Consider the following 17,613-nt stretch of genomic DNA (forward strand, 5'->3'; position numbering starts at 1 on the left):
GCGTGCAGCCGTCGCCGGAGAGAAAAAGAAGGCGACTCAGTCCAGCTGAACGCCTGTGGCCTTGATGGGCTTTTCCCAGCGGGCCAGGTCGGCTTTTTGTGCTGCAGCCAGCTCGGTCGAAGTGGAGCCAATCGGCTCGTAGCCCAGCTTGAGCATCTTGTCTTTCATGGCCGGGTCGCGTGCGATTTTCATCATGGCTTTTTCAAGGCGCGTGAGTGCATCGCCTTTCAGGCCGGCTGGGCCGTACATGGCAAACCAGGCCGTGGCCTCCATGTTGATCCCCGATTCCTTGAGGGTGGGCACCTCGGGCACTTGCGGGTCGCGCTGGCTGCCGGTCACGGCAATGATGCGTGCCTTGCCCGCCCGGTGCATTTCGGCGGTCTCAGACACCACGTCAAATTTGTAGCCGATGTGACCGCCCAGCAAGGCGTTGTTGGCAGGCGCGCCGCCCTGAAAGGGCACGTGGTTCAGGCTGATGCCAGCAGACTGCTCCATCAACACGCCCATGAAGTGCGGCAAGGTGCCCGCGCCGGGTGTGCCATAGCTGGCATTGCCCGGGTCGCTCTTGGCTTTGGCCACCATTTCGGCCACGTTCTTCGCGTTGCTGGCGGGGCCGGACACCACGCCAAACTGGAAGCGGGCAATTTGCGAGACGGGCGTGAAGTCTTTCACCGCGTCGTAGTCGAGCTTTTTATAGACATGGGGAAACAGCACCATGGGGCCGCTGGGCAGCACGATCACGGTCTGGCCGTCGGGTTTGGCGGCCTTGACTGCGTTCAGGGCAATGCGCCCACCTGCGCCGGGTTTGTTGTCCACCACGATGGTGCCAAAGTCCTCGCGCAGGGCGTCGGCCACCATGCGGGCCAGAATGTCGGCCGAGCCGCCGGGCGGAAAGCCCACCACGATCTTGAGCGGCGGTTTGTCTTGAGCCTGCAGGCTGGGCGAGAGCGCAGCCAAAGAAAGCGCGAGCAGGCCCAAACTGCGGCGGCTGAAGTGGCGGATGCTGTTGCGGGTGGTGCTTTGGATCGAATTCATGGATGTCTCCGTTTGTGCGGAGCTGAAATGTCCCCTGTTAAAAGCGCAAGCCAACGCAGAATGTAGTGCCTTGACCGACAATTGATCTAATCAACCATCCCCCCGGAAAACCCTGATGTCCTTGTCTCCTTCTCAGCGCCTGGCTTCGATTGAAGACCTGCTTTTGTACAGGCTGGGCCGCTTGTCGAGCGTGGCGGGGGCCATGGTGGTGCGCTTGTGTGAGGGCGGTTATGGCATCACCCGGCGTGAATGGGCCGTGGTGGCCCAACTCTATGAAAACGGCAGCTTGCCGCCGTCGGCCCTGGCCGAGCGCATGCACCGTGACCGTGCGCGCACCTCGCGCACCTTGACGGCTTTGGGCCACAAGCAACTGGTGTTGCGCACCATCCCCGCCAACGACCGGCGCAGCGCATTGATGAGCCTGACGCCAGCAGGTCGGCAGCTTTATGAAGTCTTGATGCCCCAGATTCAGGCCATCAACAGCCAAATCTTGAAGGCACTGCAGCCCGAAGAAGCCGCCCGCTTTGACGAAGCGCTGGAACGCTTGCAAGCCCGCGCCCAAAGCTTGCTCGCCGAGCTGAGCCCCGACTTGCCCAAGGCCAATCGCCGCCAAGGGCAACGCGGCAAGGATGCGGCATGAGGACGTTGACTCGGTGCTTTGTTGTGCTGGCCTTGTCGCTGCCTTGGCTCGTTCAGGCATCGGAGGTCTGGACAGGCTGGGTCAGCTGGGTCATGGATGGCGACACGGTTTTGCTGGTGCGCGACGGGCAGCATGAGCCTGTGAAGCTGCGCATTGAAGGCATTGATGCCCCCGAAATTTGCCAACCCGGCGGGCCTGAAGCGCGCGATGCGATGATCCGCCTGGCGCTGCGAAAACAGGTTCAGGTGCTTGACCATGGCCACGATGTTTATGGCCGACAGATTGGCCGTTTGTCCATGGACGGTGTGGATCTGGGGGCCGAGATGGTGCGCTCGGGCATGGCTTGGGCCTACCGGTTTCGCACGGGCAAAGGCCCGTATGCAGGCCTGCAACGCCAGGCTCAAAAACAAAAGATAGGGGTGTTTGCAGCAGACGAAGTCGCCATGTCGCCACCTGTGTTCAGAAAATTCCATGGCACTTGCCATGGCTTGTGAATGGGTGCGGCTGGTTTGCAGGCATTCGCGAGCAGGGGCTCGCTCCCACGAAGACCCCGGGCATCTCCCCTGTGGGAGGCCGCCCCTGCGGCCGAAGGGTGGCTCGAGCTGGCCGGATCAAGCCTGGCGGTGCGCCGCGCACACCGGGCAGGCCGGGTTGCGTTGCATGCGGATATCGGTCCACGAGAGTTCGCGGCCGTCGAGCATCAGCAAACGCCCGGCCATGTGGCTGCCCATGCCGCTCAAAATCTTGAGAGCCTCGGCTGCTTGCACTGTGCCGATGATGCCCACCAGCGGTGCGAACACGCCCATGGTGGCGCAGCGGGTTTCTTCGGGCAGATTTTCAGGGGGGAAGATGCAGGCGTAGCAGGGTGCATCGGCCTGCGTGCTGTCAAACACCGAGACTTGTCCGTCCATGCGGATGGCGGCACCCGATACCAAGGGTTTGCGGTGTTGCACACAGGCCAGGTTCACGGCCTGGCGGGTTTCAAAGTTGTCGCAGCAATCGATCACTACGTCGGCCTGCGCCACCAGCGTGTCCAGCAAGGCCGCATCGGCCCGTTGGGTGATGGGCGTCACGGTCACGTCAGGGTTGATTTGGGCGATCGCCGTGCGCACAGAATCGGCTTTGTATTGGCCGACCCGATCCAGTGTGTGGGCAATCTGACGCTGCAAGTTGGTGGCGTCGATCTCGTCGTGGTCGACCACGGTGATGTGGCCCACGCCCGCACTGCCCAGATACAGGCTGACCGGGGAGCCCAGACCGCCCGCACCGATGATGAGGGCGTGCGAGGCCAGGAGTTTTTCCTGGCCTTCAAAGCCCAGCTCATTGAGCAGGATGTGCCGCGAATAGCGCAGCAGCTGTGCGTCATTCATGCCGCATCATCCATCGCGCTCATTCGTCTTTCTTCTCAACCTTGCGTTCAGCCAGGGTGCTGCTGGCCTTGACGGGCAGGCCTTTGAGTTTGTTCAAGGCTTGGGTCAGCTGGAAGTCTTTGTCGGAGCCGAACTCGGGCAAGCGCCGTTCAGCCACAGGCTTTTTGGATTCTTCTTCCAGCTTTTTGATCGCGTCTTCGCGGGCTTTTTCGCGCGCCGGGTCTTTTTTCTCTTCGGCATCCTTGCCGTTGGAGAGGTGTTTCTCCAGATCGGCTTCACGGGTGCGCAAAGCAGAAAACACATTGCCGTTTTCGGTTTCGTCCAGCATCACTTCGGGCACGATGCCTTTGGCCTGAATCGAACGGCCACTGGGTGTGTAGTAGCGTGCGGTGGTGATCTTCAGGGCCGTGTCAGGCCCCAGCTGGCGCACGGTTTGTACCGAGCCTTTGCCAAAGGTCTGGCTGCCCATCAGGGTGCCGCGTTTGTAGTCTTGCAGGGCACCGGCCACGATCTCGCTGGCCGAGGCGGAGCCTTCGTTGACCAGCACCACCAAGGGCACTTTTTTCAGCGCACCACCTGTGGCTTGTGTCAGGCGATGGATCGGGTCGTTCGAGGCGTTGCGGCGCCAGAACTGGGGCGAGGCTTTGTAGGTGAATTTGCTTTCTTCGAGCTGGCCATTGGTGGTGACCACCGTGACGTTTTCTGGCAAGAAGGCGGCAGACAAGGCCACAGCCGCGTCGAGCAAGCCACCCGGGTCGTTGCGCAAATCAAGCACCAAGCCTTTGAGCTGGGGGTCTTCCTTGTACATCTCTTCGATCTTGCGGGCGAAGTCGTCGACGGTGCGTTCCTGGAACTGCGACACGCGAATCCAGCCGTAACCTGGCTCGATGATTTTGGATTTGACCGATTGGGTCTTGATCTCTTCGCGAACGATGGTCACCGGGAAGGTGCGGTTTTCGGATTTGCGGAAGATGGTGAGCAGCACCTTGGTTTTGGGCTCACCACGCATGCGTTTGACCGCGTCGTTCAGGCTCAGGCCTTTGACGGCGGTGTCATCGATCTTGGTGATCAGGTCGTTGGGTTTGAGGCCTGCACGGTCAGCAGGCGAGCCTTCGATGGGCGAGACGACCTTGACCAGGCCGTCTTCCTGGCTGATCTCGATGCCCACACCCACAAATTTGCCGGTGGTGCCTTCCGAGAATTCCTTGAAGCTCTTTTTGTCGAAATACTGCGAATGCGGGTCCAGACTGGCCACCATGCCGGAGATGGCTTCGGAGATCAGCTTCTTCTCGTCCACAGGCTCGACGTAGTCGCTTTTGACCATGCCAAAGACGGCAGCCAGTTGCTGCAGCTCTTCGAGTGGCAGGGGGGCCATGTTGCCGCGTGCCACGGTTTGCAATGACACGGTGGTCAGTGCGCCAGCCAATGCGCCCACGCCGATCCAGCCTGCGATCTTGAGTTTCTGTCTCATGTGCTTGTGTGTTCCCAATCAGAAGCGAATCAATATACACCCGCAGGGGGTGTTCGGGGCGGTAAGCCAGCAAATGCCCTGCTGGCCCAGGCAGATTGGCCACTCAGGCCTTGCCTTGGCTGGCCACGGCCGCCGCAGCTTTGGCGGCTGCCTCGGCATCGCCCAGGTAGTAATGGCGGATCGGTTTGAGGTTTTCGTCCAGCTCATACACCAGCGGGATGCCGTTGGGGATGTTCAGGCTCACGATGTCACTGTCGGAGATGCCGTCCAGGTACTTGATCAGGGCGCGGATCGAGTTGCCGTGCGCCGCGATCAGCACGCGCTTGCCCGCCTTGATGCTGGGGGCAATGCTGTCGTTCCAGGCGGGCAACACGCGGGCCACAGTGTCTTTGAGGCATTCGGTCAGCGGCACGGCGCTGGGGTTGGGGTAGCGGCGGTCGCTGCGCTCGCAGCGGGGGTCGGTCGCTTCCAGGGCCGGGGGCGGTGTGTCGTAGCTGCGGCGCCAGACCAGCACCTGCTCGTCGCCAAATTGCTTGGCCATGTCGGCCTTGTTCAGGCCCTGCAGGCTGCCGTAATGGCGCTCGTTCAGGCGGTAGTCCTTGACCACGGGCAGCCAGGTGCGGTCCATTTCGTCCAGGGTGTACCAGAGGGTGTGGATAGCGCGCTTGAGCACCGAGGTGTAGCACAGGTCAAAGTCCCAGCCTTCGGCTTTGAGCAGTTTGCCCGCCGACATGGCCTGGCTCACGCCGGTGGGGGTCAGGTCGACATCGGTCCAGCCGGTGAAGCGGTTTTCGAGGTTCCAGGTGGATTCGCCGTGGCGGATGAGGACGATTTTGTACATGGTCAAGAGACAGCAGAGGCTGTGAAAAACAAGGGATCAAACAGAGGACAAGGCCGTCATTTTAGAATCCGTACTTGGCGGTCCGCTGACGGACCGGTATTTTGTGGCTTACAAAGGTCTGATTCGTGAAATTTCTCCTCGACAACTGGATGCTCATCACCGTGGCTTTGGCTTCGGGCGTGGCTTTGCTTTTTCCTGTTTTGAACAAAGGCAGTGGCCTCAGCCCCCAGGACATGGTGCAGCTGATGAACCGCGAAAAAGCCGTCGTCATTGATGTGTGCGAGCCCGACGAATTTGCCCGCGGCCATGTGATTGGCGCCAAAAACCTGCCTTTGGGTCAACTGGAAGACAAATTGGCCCAAGTGGTCAAAAGCAAATCGGCCCAAGTCGTCATGGTTTGCCAGGTGGGCGCGCGTTCTGCCCGTGCGGCGGCAACGGCTCGCAAACTCGGTTTTGAAAATGTGCAGTCTCTGGCTGGCGGCCTCAAGGCCTGGCAAGCGGCCAGCATGCCGGTTGAAAAAGCCTGATCCCCGAGGAGCCCCCATGCAAGCCGTCAAGATGTACACCACCGCCGTTTGCCCTTATTGCATTCGGGCCAAGCAAATCCTCAAAGCCAAAGGCGTTGAGCAGATTGAAGAAATCCGCATTGACCTGGACCCGGCTCAGCGCGACCACATGATGCAAATCACCGGACGCCGCACGGTGCCTCAAATTTATGTGGGCGATACGCACGTCGGTGGCTGCGATGACCTGATGGCGCTCGATGCCAAAGGCGGCTTGGTGCCTTTGTTGCAGGCAGCATGACCCTTGGTGGGTTCACAAACCCCTAGGGTTTTCACAATCAGGGCGGGCTCAAAGCCGGTTTCTGATCGCCGATAATCCATTTGTTTCATCCTTGGGTGGGCCCTTGCGGACCGCCTGTATTTTTCTCAAGAGAATGCCATGACCGATACCGCTGTCAACACCGAAGCCCAATCCCCTGTTTTCCAGATCCAACGCGTGTACCTGAAGGAGGCTTCGCTGGAGCAGCCCAATTCGCCCGCCATCTTGCTGGAGCAGCAACAACCCAGCGTGGACATCCAGTTGGGCGTGGAAGCCACCCCTGTGGCCGAAGGCGTGTTTGAAGTCTGCGTGACCGCGACCGTGCACACCAAGATCGCCGACAAGACCGTGTTCTTGGTTGAATGCAAGCAAGGCGGCATCTTCGAAATCCGCAACGTGCCCGAAGACCAGATGGGCGCGATCATGGGCATCGCTTGTCCGCAAATCGTGTACCCGTATCTGCGTGCCAGCGTGGCCGACCTGATCACCCGCGCAGGCTTTCCGCCTGTGCACCTGGCCGAAATCAACTTCCAGGCCATGTACGAGCAGCAGCAAGCCCAAGCTGCCGCCACACAGCAGTAAATCCAGAATCCGCCCGGCATGCAGATCACCATCATCGGTGCTGGGGCTTGGGGCACGGCCTTGGCGATCGCCGCCAGCCGCCAGTCGCCAGCCCACCGGGTGAGCCTGCATGCACGCGATGCGGCACAGGCCCAGGCCATGCAGCAGCTGCGGCGCAACGAGCGCTACCTGCCCGGCATCGAACTGCCTGTAGCCCTGGCCGTCACTTCCGGTCCGTTGGATTCACTGTCGCAGTCCGCCCGGGCTGAAGACCTCTTCATCATCGCCACGCCCATGGCGGGCTTGCGCGGCAGCTTGCAGGCGCTGCACAGCGTGCCCGCGTCGGTGGCCTGGCTGTGCAAGGGCTTTGAAGCCGGCACCGGCCTCATGCCCCATGAAGTGCAGGCGCAAGTGGCCCCCCAGTTGCGAGCCGGGGCGCTCAATGGCCCGAGCTTCGCGCAAGAAGTGGCCCGCAGTCAGCCCACCGCATTGGTGGCAGCCAGCCCCCATGCATCGGTGCGTGATGCGCTGGTTCAGGCCTTCCATGGCGGGGCCCTGCGCGTGTACGCCAACGACGACATCGTGGGGGTCGAGGTGGGCGGTGCCGTCAAAAACGTGTTGGCCATTGCCACCGGCTTGTGCGATGGCCTGGACTTGGGGCTGAACGCCCGCGCAGCCCTCATCACCCGTGGCCTGGCCGAAATGACCCGGCTGGGCGTGGCCTTGGGCGCCAAGCCGGAAACCTTCATGGGCCTGTCGGGTTTGGGCGACCTGGTGCTGACTGCCACGGGGGATCTGAGCCGCAACCGCAAAGTGGGTCTGTTGTTGGCGCAGGGCCTTAGCCTCGAACAAGCCGTGGCCTCACTGGGGCATGTGGCCGAAGGGGTCTACAGTGCCCGAACTGTTTGGCAACGTGCCCAAAGCCTGGGTGTGGACATGCCGATCACCGAAGCGGTGGTGGCCTTGCTCGATGGCCGTTTGCAAGCCCGCGAGGCCGTTCAGGTCTTGATGGGGCGTGGCCCTCGGGGCGAATCGGTCTGAGACTTTGGTACCTGCAGCAGAGGGTCTAATGAGGCGCTCAATGCTGGATCAGGCCCGACGAGCTCTGCAATGCGCAGGATGAATGTGCGGTGTAGGAGCCAGCCTGCTGGCGATGCAGCCGTTGGCAGGCTTGAACCATCGCTTGCAGGCAAGCTCCTACAAAACCCGTATACCCGCTTATCCCCTTGCAGCGCAAAGCTTCAAATACCATGGGGCGCATCAGCATCTATATGCGCTCAGTTGGGCGTGTAAGCCAGCCGCACATAAATCGGGGCAAAAGCCTCGGCCTGGGTGATCTCGATCAGGGTTTCCTTGGCCAGTTCGAGCAGGGCAATGAAGGTCACCACCAGCACGGGGGTGCCCAAAGTCGGGTCAAACAGGTTTTCAAACTCGACAAACTTGCGGCCTTGCAGGTGCTTGAGCACGATGGTCATGTGCTCGCGCACGCTGAGCTCTTCGCGGCTGATCTTGTGGTGCTGGACCAGGTTGGCGCGTTTCAAAATGTCGCGCCAGGCCGACTGCAGCTCGTCCATGCTCACATCCGGAAAACGGGGCTGCAGGCTTTGCTCGATGTAGACCTGTGCCTTGAGAAAGTCGCGTCCGTAATGCGGGATCTCGTTGAGCTGCAGCGAGGCCAGCTTCATTTGTTCGTATTCGAGCAAGCGGCGCACCAGCTCGGCCCGTGGGTCTTCGACTTCTTCACCTTCGGCCACTTTTTTGGGCGGCAGCAGCATGCGTGACTTGATCTCGATCAGCATCGCGGCCATCAGCAGGTATTCAGCCGCCAGCTCCAGGTTGTGCTGGCGGATTTCATCGACATAGCTCAGGTACTGGCGCGTCACGCCAGCCATCGGGATGTCGAGGATGTTGAAGTTTTGCTTGCGGATCAGGTAGAGCAGCAAGTCCAGAGGGCCTTCAAATGCCTCCAGAAACACCTCCAGCGCATCGGGCGGGATGTACAGGTCGGTGGGCATGGAAAACAGCGGCTCGCCGTACAGGCGGGCCAAAGCCACTTGGTCCACCACCACGGGCATGGTCGCAGGCGCGCTGTCCGCTGGCTGCGGCAGGGCCATGGGATCGGTGTGCTCGGGGGGCATGGAGTTCACGGGGGTGTTGCGCACAGGAGAGGCTCAGCAGTACGTTGCAGATCGCTCAACGAAGGCCTGTGGGTCAGCCTTTGGTCTGGTAGACGTAGGGCTTCTGGGCGATGCGGCCTTGGCTGAACTCGGCCTGCACGGCGCGGTCAACCTGCTTGTCCCACAACAAGGCACGGCCTTGGCGTTGTTCGGCTTCCAGCTGGGGGTGCTGCGCTTTGAGCTGGTCGATGAATTGGGTTGTGTCTGATGCGTAATCAGGGCGGCGGAAAAAAGACATGAGCGGCATCCGGACAAAGGGTGAACAAAGGGGCTTGACCGACACTGAGGGCAGTCAACACCCGAACAGCGGCATTTTACCGGGCCTGACCGGGTGACCAGCTGACGGCACGTGCCAAGCCTGCGGCCAGGTCGGGTTGCAAGTGGCCTTCCAGGTGCGTCAGCAGGCCGCTGCGCCGAGCGATGTCCAGCGGCTGATGCGACAAGCCGCAGACAATCAGGTGGGTGGTCTTTTTTCGGCAGGTTTCGATCAGGTTCATCAAGGCGTCCGCACCGGACGAGTCGATGTAAATCACGTTTTTCAGGTCCAGCACCAAAACAGGCGTCTGGATGTTGTCCTCGATTTCTTCAATCAGCTTGACCGCACCAAAAAACAAGGCCCCATACAAACGCCAAGCCTGCACTTGGTGCGCGAATTCGGCCAGACCCGGGTGGTCAAGCTGGCTGACCGGTTCGCTTCGGCTGAGGCTGGAGATGCGGTAAATAAATGTCAGACAGGCCGCGATCAGGCCGACCTCGACCGCCACTGTCAGGTCAAACACCACCGTGAGAAAGAAGACGGCCAGCAAAGTGACCCGATAAGGCATGCGGTATTGGCGCAGTTGCCAGAACTCCAGCCACTCGCCCATGTTCCAGGCCACAAACATCAAGATGGCCGCCAGGCAAGCCAATGGGATGTTGCCCGCCCAAGGCGCGGCCACCAGCACCACGGTCAGCAAGGTCAATGCATGCACCATGCCTGAGACAGGGCTGGAGCCACCACTTTTGATGTTGGTGACCGTGCGTGCAATGGTGCCTGTGGCGGGCATGCCGCCAAAAAATGGCGTCACAAAATTGGCCACACCTTGCGCCATCAACTCCTGGTTGGGGTTGTGGCGATCGCCGATCATGCCGTCGGCAATGCGGGCGCAGAGCAAAGACTCGATGGCGCCTAACAGCGCCAGTGTCAGCGTGGGCATGAGCAAGAAACGGGCGCTGTTCCAGCTGAAGTCCGGCCACTGGAATGAGGGCATGGCGGCCGGGATGCCGCCAAATTTGCTGCCGATGGTCTCCACCGGCAAGGACAGCACCCAGGTGGCCAGCGTGGCAAACACCAAGGCGATGATGGAGCCCGGGATCATGCTGACCCAGTGGTATCGGGTCTCGGCCAGGCGGCGGCTCAAGCGCAACCAGCCGATCAGCAGGGACAAGGACGCCAAGGCCAGCAGCACTGCCGCCAGGTTGGTGCTTTGCAGGTTTTGCCAGAGGGCGCCGATGATGCCAAAAAAGTCGGCGGGCATGGCGGTCACTTTCAAGCCCAGCAAATCCTTGATTTGCGAGAGCATGATCAACACCGCAATGCCGTTGGTGAAGCCAATGACCACGGCCACCGGAATGAAACGGATCAGGTTGCCGAGCCGGAAAAGCCCCATCAGGAAAAGCAAAACCCCGGACATGGCCGTGGCCAAAATCAGGTTGGCCAGGCCATAGCGCTCGACGATGCCGTAAACGATGACGATGAAGGCCCCTGCTGGCCCACCAATCTGGACCCTGCTGCCGCCCAAGGCTGAAATGAGGAAGCCCGCGATGATGGCTGTGAAAAGCCCCGCCTCGGGCTTGAGGCCCGAAGCAATGGCAAAAGCCATGGCCAGTGGCAAGGCCACGACGCCGACGGTGAACCCGGCCCCGATGTCCTGCACGAGCCGTTGGCGGTTGTAGCCTTGCAGGCTGTCCAGCAATCGGGGTCTGAAAAAATGGGTTGCTTGCAGCCAGTTCATGGGTCTTGAGATAGGGGCTTTCAGGGCGGAGCCGATAAATTATGCGGCACGCTGGCGCAGGTCATCGAGCAAGGGGCGCAGGCTGAGCAACCACAGCAGGCATGCCAAAGGCACGGTGGTCACGTAGCCCCAATGCTTGAACCCCAATGCCCCCAGCAGCCCGCCCAGAAGGAAACCCAGGACCAGTCCAGCTTGAATTCGCAGGCGTTCGCGGTTGGCCCGCACAGGGGGCGGCTCCTGCAAACGGTTCAGATAAACCCATTTGCCCAGCTCGATGCCGATGTCCGTCACCAAGCCGGTGATGTGGGTGGTGCGGATTTCGGCTTTGGAGATTTTGGTGATGACCGCGTTTTGCAAGCCCATGATGAAGCACAGCAGCACCACGGTGATGGGCAAAAACACCTGTGACCAAGCCGCAATGGCGGTCCCAAACAGGCCAAACACCAGCAGGGCAAACGATTCGAGCAGGAGCGGCAGGCTGTAGCTGCTGCGCAAGTGCTGACGCAGGCCCCAATTGACCATGATGGCCGTGCACATGGCGCCGAGCAAAAAAGCCACCAGGCAAGCCAGCCCCGCCATGGCCAGGTCCAAATGACCCAGCACCACATCGTCGGCCACCGACGACACAATGCCCGTCATGTGCGAGGTGTAGCGGCCCACCGCCAGAAAGCCCCCGGCATTGGTGGCGCCGGCCACAAAGCTCAGCACCAGCCCCAAGCGCAGATTGGCCCCCGGGCTTCGCTGCACATCGGTCCATCCGTGGATCAGGGGAAACATGCGCAGCGATTTCTCGGGGCCAGGGGATCAGTGAATCCGCATGCCGGGTTTGGCACCGGGCCAGGGGTGCAGCACGTGGATGCCCGGCTCGGCTTTTTCGTCGGCATGGCTGGCGGCCAGCACCATGCCTTCACTCACGCCAAACTTCATCTTGCGTGGGGCCAGGTTGGCCACCATCACGGTGAGTTTGCCGATCAGGTCTTCGGGTTTGTACATGCTGGCGATGCCTGAGAACACGTTGCGGGTGCGTCCTTCGCCGACATCCAGTGTCAGGCGCAGCAGCTTGACCGAGCCTTCGACCGGTTCGCAGTTGACGATCTCGGCGATGCGCAGATCGACCTTGGCAAAGTCGTCGATGGAGATGGTCTCTGCAATCGGCTCGCCACCAGGGACGAGCGCAGGCACGACGGGCTCTGGCGCTTCAAAGAGCGATTCAAGTTGCTTGATGTCCACGCGCTGCATCAGGTGCTGGTAGGCGTTGATGCTGTGGCCCGCGCCCAGCAGGGTCTGGGCGGCGTCAAAGCTGAAAGGCGCGACATTGAGGAAGGCCTCGACCTGCGCGGCCAAAGCGGGCAGCACAGGCTTGAGTTGCAGCGTGAGCAGGCGGAAGGCTTCGATGCAGGTGGTGCACACATCGTGCAGGCGGGCGTCCATGCCTTCTTGCTTGGCCAGGTCCCAGGGTTTGTTCTGGTCCACATAGGCGTTGACCTTGTCGGCCAGCAGCATGACTTCACGCAGGGCCTTGCCGTATTCGCGTTCTTCGTAAAAGGCGGCCACGGTGGGGGTGGCGCTTTGCAGCGCGGTCAGCAGGGCCTGACCGTCGGCGCTCACGGTGCCCAGTTGGCCACCAAAACGCTTGGCAATGAAACCGGCCGAGCGCGAGGCGATGTTGATGAATTTGCCCACCAGATCGCTGTTGACACGCGCCATGAAGTCTTCGGCGTTGAAATCGATGTCTTCGTTGCGGCCCGACAGCTTGGCCGCCAGGTAGTAGCGCAGCCACTCGGGGTTCATGCCCAGACTCAGGTACTTGAGTGGGTCCAGGCCCGTGCCCCGGCTCTTGCTCATTTTTTCACCGTTGTTCACCGTCAAAAAACCGTGCACGTTCACCTTGTTGGGTGTCTTGCGGCCACTGAAATGCAGCATGGCAGGCCAGAACAGGGTGTGGAAGGTCACGATGTCCTTGCCGATGAAGTGGATCTGCTCCAGATTCGGGTTGGCCATGTAGGCGGCGTAGTCTTCGCCACGCTTGTCCAGCAGGTTTTTGAGCGACGCCAAGTAGCCCACAGGCGCGTCCAGCCAGACATAAAAGTATTTGCCCGGTGCATCGGGGATCTCGATGCCGAAGTAGGGCGCGTCACGCGAAATGTCCCAGTCGCCCAGGCCCTCGCTGGTCGTGCCATCGGGGTTGGTGCGCACGCTGAACCATTCCTTGACCTTGTTGGCCACCTCGGGTTGCAGCTTGCCGTCTTGTGTCCACTGGGTCAAAAACGCGACGCAGCGCGGGTCGGACAGCTTGAAGAAGAAGTGTTCCGAGGTCTTCAGCTCGGGCTTGGCCCCTGAAAGCGCCGAGAACGGGTTGATCAGGTCGGTGGGGGCGTAGACCGCGCCGCAGACCTCGCAGTTGTCGCCGTACTGGTCTTTGGCATGGCACTTGGGGCACTCGCCTTTGATGAAGCGGTCGGGCAAGAACATGTTCTTTTCGGGGTCGAAGAACTGCTCCACGGCGCGCACCTCGATCAGCGAGCCGCCATCGGCCTCGGAAATGTCGCGCAGGTCCCGGTAAATCTGGCGGGCCAGCTCGTGGTTTTCGGGCGCGTCGGTGCTGTGCCAGTTGTCAAAAGCGATGTGAAAGCCGTCCAGATAAGGCTTGCGGCCCGCCGCGATGTCGGCCACGAACTGCTGGGGCGTTTTGCCTGCTTTTTCGGCCGCGATCATGATCGGTGCGCCGTGGGTGTCGTCGGCGCCCACAAAATTGACCTGGCTGCCCTGCATGCGTTGGAACCGCACCCAGATGTCGGCCTGGATGTACTCCATGATGTGGCCGATGTGGAAGTTGCCGTTGGCGTACGGCAAGGCGGTGGTGACGAAAAGCTGGCGCGGGGCGTTGGGGGCAGACATGGTGGGGTAACTTGTAGGGGAATCGGTGATTTTAGGGTGTACCGGGCTGCATGTCGGTAAACTGCCCCCCATTCTTGGACAGCTCAGAAAGCATCAGACCCCCATGGCGACCACCGAACAACTCCTGCAAGCCCTGCAAACCGTCATCGACCCGAACACGGGCAAAGACTTCGTTTCGACCAAGACCCTCAAAAACTTGCAGGTTGACGGCACTGACGTGTCTTTTGACGTGGAGTTGGGCTACCCCGCCAAGAGCCAGATCCCGATGCTCCGTCAGGCGCTGATTTCGGCGGCCAAAGGTGTGGCGGGCGTGGCCAATGTGTCCGCCAACGTGACCAGCAAGATCACCGCCCACACCGCCCAACGCGGTGTGGCCTTGCTGCCGCAGGTGAAAAACATCGTGGCCGTGGCCTCTGGCAAGGGCGGCGTGGGCAAGAGCACCACCGCTGTCAACCTGGCGCTGGCGCTGGCGGCTGAAGGGGCCAAAGTCGGCTTGCTGGATGCCGACATCTACGGCCCCAGCCAGCCCATGATGATGGGCATCGAAGGCCGCCCCGAAAGCGAAGATGGCCAGACCATGGAGCCGTTGGAGAACTACGGTGTGCAAGTCATGTCGATCGGTTTTTTGGTGGACCCCGACGAAGCCATGATCTGGCGCGGCCCCATGGCCACCCAGGCGCTGGAGCAGCTTTTGCGCCAGACCAACTGGAAAGAACTCGACTATTTGATCGTAGACATGCCACCTGGCACCGGCGACATTCAGCTGACCTTGAGTCAGCGTGTGCCCATGACGGGCGCGGTGATCGTGACCACGCCCCAGGACATCGCTTTGCTGGACGCCAAAAAAGGCATCAAGATGTTTGAGAAGGTGGGCGTGCCGATTTTGGGCATTGTGGAAAACATGGCCGTGCATGTCTGCACGAACTGCGGCCATGTGGAGCACATCTTTGGTGAAGACGGCGGCAAGCGCTACGCGGCAGACAAAGGCATCGACTACTTGGGTGCCTTGCCCTTGAACATGCAGATCCGCTTGCAAGCCGACCAAGGCAAACCCACGGTGGTGTCCGACCCCGACGGTGAAGTGGCCCAGATCTACAAGGCGGTGGCCCGCCAGGTGGCGGTCAAAATCGCGGCCAAGGCCAAGGATTTTTCGAGCAAGTTCCCGACCATCAAGGTCAGCAAGGACACCTGAGCGACAAGGCCGAATCCGTGTTTTCACGGGGGCGGCTTGCCATGGAGGCGGTTGTATGAGACCGCCATCCATTTGAATTCATCGCGGACGATGCTGGTTTTAAAGAGAACACCTAGGTGTTCATTGATATCATCCACTTTGAATACCGGGAAACAAAGTGAATGTTTTAAATCGTCTGATGTCGTCGATTCGCACATTGCTGCTGCGCTGGCCCATGGAATGGCTCGGCGGGGTGTTGATCGTCACGGGGCTGTGGGTCGTCTTCTACACCTACCAGTCGAGCGAGGTTGTGGTGCAGCAATACGCCGCCGAAAGCGCTCAAACCCATGCCGCTTCGGTCACGCAATTTCGAAACTTCTATGCCCAGGAACTGGTGCCTCGGGCGGTCAAAAGCGGCATGGCGGTCACGCACGACTACAAATCGCAAGACAACGCTTTGCCTTTGCCCGCAACCTTGACGATCGATCTGGGTCACTACTTGTCCAAAGTGGATGGCGGTACACAGGTTCGTTTGTACAGTGACTTGCCGTTTCCGTGGCGCGAGTCCGAGCGCTCGCTCGATGATTTCCAGAAGCGGGCATTGCAGCACCTCAAAGAGCAACCGAACAAGCCTTTTGTGCGTGAAGAGGTCATGAACGGCAGCCGTGTGTTGCGCTTTGCGCAGGCCGATCGCATGCTGCCCAATTGTGTGGCTTGCCACAACAGCTATCCCGGCTCGCCTCGCACGGACTGGAAAGTGGGCGATGTGCGCGGTGCACTTGAGGTGGTGTTGCCCGTCTCTCAGTGGCAGCTGGCCAGCACGGGTGTGCTCAACCGCACTTTTGTGGTGCTGCTGGCGCTGTTGTTTTTGGGTTTGTTGTTGATCTGGTTTTCGGTCAAACGAATTCGCGTGGCCTTGATGACCTCTCGCCAGTTATCGACGGAGCGGCAGTTGGCCATTCGTCAGCTCAGCGATGAAATTGCCGAACGCAAACTGGTCGAAGGGCATTTGCGTTTGAGTGAGGGTAAGCTTCACAGCATTTTCAAATCGGTCCCCGAGGCGATTGTGGTGGCCGATTCAAAGGGCAAGATTGTCCAATGCAACGAGGCCACGGCCGCGATTTTCGGCTACAGCATGGAGGCGTTGATGGGGCAGCGCGTCAATTTGCTGATGCCTGCGGCAGAAAACGAGCAGCATGACCAGTACATGCAAACCTACCTGGCCACCGGGCGTAAGAAATTGATGAACCAGCCTCGGGTCATGCGCGGGCGTAGACACGATGGCAGCATGTTTCCCGTGCGTTTGACCATCAGCGAAACCCACCTTGATAACGAACATTTTTTTGTGGGCGTGATGCAGGACTTCACGGCCATTCAGAGTGCGCAAGACCTGCTGATCGAGGCCAAAGACAAAGCCGAGCAGGCCAACCGCATGCGAGGGGAATTTTTGGCCAACATGAGCCATGAAATCCGAACCCCCATGAATGGCATTGTGGGCATGACCGAGTTGGCGCTGGAGACGACGTCGCCGGATCTGCAAAAGGAATATTTGACGTTGGCGCGGGATTCGGCCAACCACCTGCTTCAAATCATCAACGAGATTCTGGATTTTTCCAAGATTGAAGCCAAGGCGCTGGAGCTGGAGCTGCTCGAAGTCAGTCCGGCTCAGTTGATCCGGCACACGGTCCGGTCTCTTGAGCAATTGGCGCGTGTCAAAGGTGTCGCGTTGTTGCTTGAAACGGCGGACGATATCCCTGAGCTGGTCTGGATGGACCCGGTGCGCATGCGGCAAGTGCTGACCAATCTGATCGGCAATGCGATCAAGTTCACCGATCAGGGTTCGGTGACCGTTAAAACCGAAGTGTTTTCAAAGATCGATGACCAGACGGTGCTGCTGCGCATCAGCATCATCGACACAGGCATCGGCTTCGATCCCGAGCGCACAGAAGCCTTGTTCAGTCCCTTCACGCAAGCCGATGGTTCGGTGACGCGGTCCTTCGGTGGCACAGGACTCGGTTTGGCGATCACGCGCAGTTTGTTGCAGTTGATGGGCGGGTACATCACGGCCGAGGGCCATCCAGGCAAAGGCGCGAGTTTTGTGGCGACTTTGCCCGTTAAAAAAATCAGCCCGTCGAGTGTTCAGGCGCTGAGCGTCACGCCCTCTGACAAGTCAGCGGCGCTTTCGCCGGCCATTGCAGGTGCCCCGACTTGGTCTGTTTTGCTGGTCGAAGACCACGAAATCAACCGCAAGTTGGCCGAAATCATGTTGCAACGCATGGGCTATCGCTATGCCATCGCCGCCGATGGCCAAGAGGCGTTGGACCGCTTGGCCGAAGAGCGTTTCGATGTGGTTTTGATGGACGTGATGATGCCTGTGATGGACGGCGTCACCGCTTTGCGCCAATTGCGAATCCAGGAGGCGACGACGGGTCATCGAACGCCTGTGCTGATGGTCACGGCACACGCCATGACGGGTGACAAGGAGCGTTTCATCGCCGCAGGTGCGGACGGCTATGTTTCGAAACCCATGTCTCAGGCCGCCTTGCAAAAAGAAATCACCCGGGTGCTCACACCTGTCGATGGCGCCTGAACCGCGTCTTCAATTCGGTCGCTGAGCCGCCGCTCACCAAGAA

General features: G+C 60.3%; 17 protein-coding genes. 8 read left to right on the forward strand and 9 right to left on the reverse strand.

The features are described 5' to 3' along the window. Nucleotides 1-36: 36 nt before the first annotated feature. Complete coding sequence (locus tag ACZ5VE_RS02265) at nucleotides 37-1,035, reverse strand: Bug family tripartite tricarboxylate transporter substrate binding protein (protein ID WP_464456465.1); 999 nt, start codon at nucleotides 1,033-1,035, stop codon at nucleotides 37-39. A 115-nt stretch (nucleotides 1,036-1,150) separates the two neighbouring features. Between ACZ5VE_RS02265 and ACZ5VE_RS02270 the strand changes: the two genes are divergently transcribed. Both ACZ5VE_RS02270 and ACZ5VE_RS02275 read left to right on the forward strand, forming a co-directional pair. Continuing rightward, nucleotides 1,151-1,675 carry a MarR family winged helix-turn-helix transcriptional regulator gene (locus ACZ5VE_RS02270; protein ID WP_464456466.1) on the forward strand — a complete coding sequence of 175 codons (525 nt, stop codon included), beginning with the start codon at nucleotides 1,151-1,153 and terminating at the stop codon, nucleotides 1,673-1,675. Next, entirely contained in the window at nucleotides 1,672-2,169 is a 498-nt protein-coding gene (locus ACZ5VE_RS02275) for a thermonuclease family protein (RefSeq protein WP_464456467.1), read from the forward strand. The genes ACZ5VE_RS02270 and ACZ5VE_RS02275 overlap by 4 nt, the downstream gene beginning before the upstream one ends. A gap of 117 nt (nucleotides 2,170-2,286) precedes the next feature. On the opposite strand, the gene ACZ5VE_RS02280 is transcribed toward ACZ5VE_RS02275, so the two are convergent. From ACZ5VE_RS02280 to gpmA, 3 genes are all read right to left on the reverse strand, one after another. After that, nucleotides 2,287-3,045 carry a HesA/MoeB/ThiF family protein gene (locus ACZ5VE_RS02280; RefSeq protein ID WP_464456468.1) on the reverse strand — a complete coding sequence of 253 codons (759 nt, stop codon included), beginning with the start codon at nucleotides 3,043-3,045 and terminating at the stop codon, nucleotides 2,287-2,289. A gap of 19 nt (nucleotides 3,046-3,064) precedes the next feature. Continuing rightward, nucleotides 3,065-4,516, reverse strand: a complete 1,452-nt coding sequence (locus ACZ5VE_RS02285; protein WP_464456469.1) for a S41 family peptidase — start codon at nucleotides 4,514-4,516, stop codon at nucleotides 3,065-3,067. A 103-nt stretch (nucleotides 4,517-4,619) separates the two neighbouring features. Continuing rightward, a complete protein-coding gene (gpmA, locus tag ACZ5VE_RS02290) occupies nucleotides 4,620-5,357 on the reverse strand; it encodes a 2,3-diphosphoglycerate-dependent phosphoglycerate mutase (protein WP_464456470.1) in 738 nt (245 codons plus the stop codon). A gap of 125 nt (nucleotides 5,358-5,482) precedes the next feature. Here gpmA and ACZ5VE_RS02295 point away from each other — a divergent pair, with 125 nt between their 5' ends. The 4 genes from ACZ5VE_RS02295 to ACZ5VE_RS02310 all read left to right on the forward strand — a co-directional run bounded on the left by ACZ5VE_RS02295 (nucleotide 5,483) and on the right by ACZ5VE_RS02310 (nucleotide 7,781). Then, entirely contained in the window at nucleotides 5,483-5,884 is a 402-nt protein-coding gene (locus ACZ5VE_RS02295) for a rhodanese-like domain-containing protein (protein ID WP_464456471.1), read from the forward strand. Between the two features lie 16 nt (nucleotides 5,885-5,900). Beyond that, on the forward strand, nucleotides 5,901-6,161 hold the full coding sequence (gene grxC, locus ACZ5VE_RS02300; RefSeq protein WP_464456472.1) for a glutaredoxin 3: 261 nt from the start codon (nucleotides 5,901-5,903) through the stop codon (nucleotides 6,159-6,161). Between the two features lie 138 nt (nucleotides 6,162-6,299). Next, complete coding sequence (gene secB / locus ACZ5VE_RS02305) at nucleotides 6,300-6,761, forward strand: protein-export chaperone SecB (RefSeq protein ID WP_464456473.1); 462 nt, start codon at nucleotides 6,300-6,302, stop codon at nucleotides 6,759-6,761. Nucleotides 6,762-6,779: 18 nt separating this feature from the next. Continuing rightward, the gene (locus ACZ5VE_RS02310; protein WP_464456474.1) at nucleotides 6,780-7,781 is read left to right on the forward strand and encodes an NAD(P)H-dependent glycerol-3-phosphate dehydrogenase; all 1,002 of its coding nucleotides are present in this window, start codon (nucleotides 6,780-6,782) and stop codon (nucleotides 7,779-7,781) included. A 236-nt stretch (nucleotides 7,782-8,017) separates the two neighbouring features. On the opposite strand, the gene ACZ5VE_RS02315 is transcribed toward ACZ5VE_RS02310, so the two are convergent. The 5 genes from ACZ5VE_RS02315 to metG all read right to left on the reverse strand — a co-directional run bounded on the left by ACZ5VE_RS02315 (nucleotide 8,018) and on the right by metG (nucleotide 13,809). Next, complete coding sequence (locus ACZ5VE_RS02315) at nucleotides 8,018-8,854, reverse strand: segregation and condensation protein A (RefSeq protein WP_464457418.1); 837 nt, start codon at nucleotides 8,852-8,854, stop codon at nucleotides 8,018-8,020. 97 nt (nucleotides 8,855-8,951) lie between these two features. Further along, on the reverse strand, nucleotides 8,952-9,155 hold the full coding sequence (locus tag ACZ5VE_RS02320; protein WP_464456475.1) for a DUF3460 family protein: 204 nt from the start codon (nucleotides 9,153-9,155) through the stop codon (nucleotides 8,952-8,954). 76 nt (nucleotides 9,156-9,231) lie between these two features. Continuing rightward, nucleotides 9,232-10,911 (reverse strand): SulP family inorganic anion transporter, encoded by a 1,680-nt coding sequence (locus ACZ5VE_RS02325; RefSeq protein WP_464456476.1) that lies wholly within the window; start codon nucleotides 10,909-10,911, stop codon nucleotides 9,232-9,234. A 39-nt stretch (nucleotides 10,912-10,950) separates the two neighbouring features. Further along, nucleotides 10,951-11,688 (reverse strand): YoaK family protein, encoded by a 738-nt coding sequence (locus tag ACZ5VE_RS02330; RefSeq protein ID WP_464456477.1) that lies wholly within the window; start codon nucleotides 11,686-11,688, stop codon nucleotides 10,951-10,953. Between the two features lie 27 nt (nucleotides 11,689-11,715). Beyond that, nucleotides 11,716-13,809, reverse strand: coding sequence for a methionine--tRNA ligase (gene metG / locus ACZ5VE_RS02335; RefSeq protein ID WP_464456478.1), 2,094 nt, complete (start codon nucleotides 13,807-13,809; stop codon nucleotides 11,716-11,718). Nucleotides 13,810-13,879: 70 nt separating this feature from the next. On the opposite strand from metG, the gene apbC reads away from it, so the two are divergent. Both apbC and ACZ5VE_RS02345 read left to right on the forward strand, forming a co-directional pair. Beyond that, the gene (apbC, locus tag ACZ5VE_RS02340; RefSeq protein WP_464457419.1) at nucleotides 13,880-15,001 is read left to right on the forward strand and encodes an iron-sulfur cluster carrier protein ApbC; all 1,122 of its coding nucleotides are present in this window, start codon (nucleotides 13,880-13,882) and stop codon (nucleotides 14,999-15,001) included. Nucleotides 15,002-15,179: 178 nt separating this feature from the next. Next, nucleotides 15,180-17,570, forward strand: a complete 2,391-nt coding sequence (locus ACZ5VE_RS02345) for a response regulator (RefSeq protein ID WP_464456479.1) — start codon at nucleotides 15,180-15,182, stop codon at nucleotides 17,568-17,570. Nucleotides 17,571-17,613: the final 43 nt, after the last annotated feature.

This window comes from Limnohabitans sp. INBF003 (genome assembly GCF_055396645.1).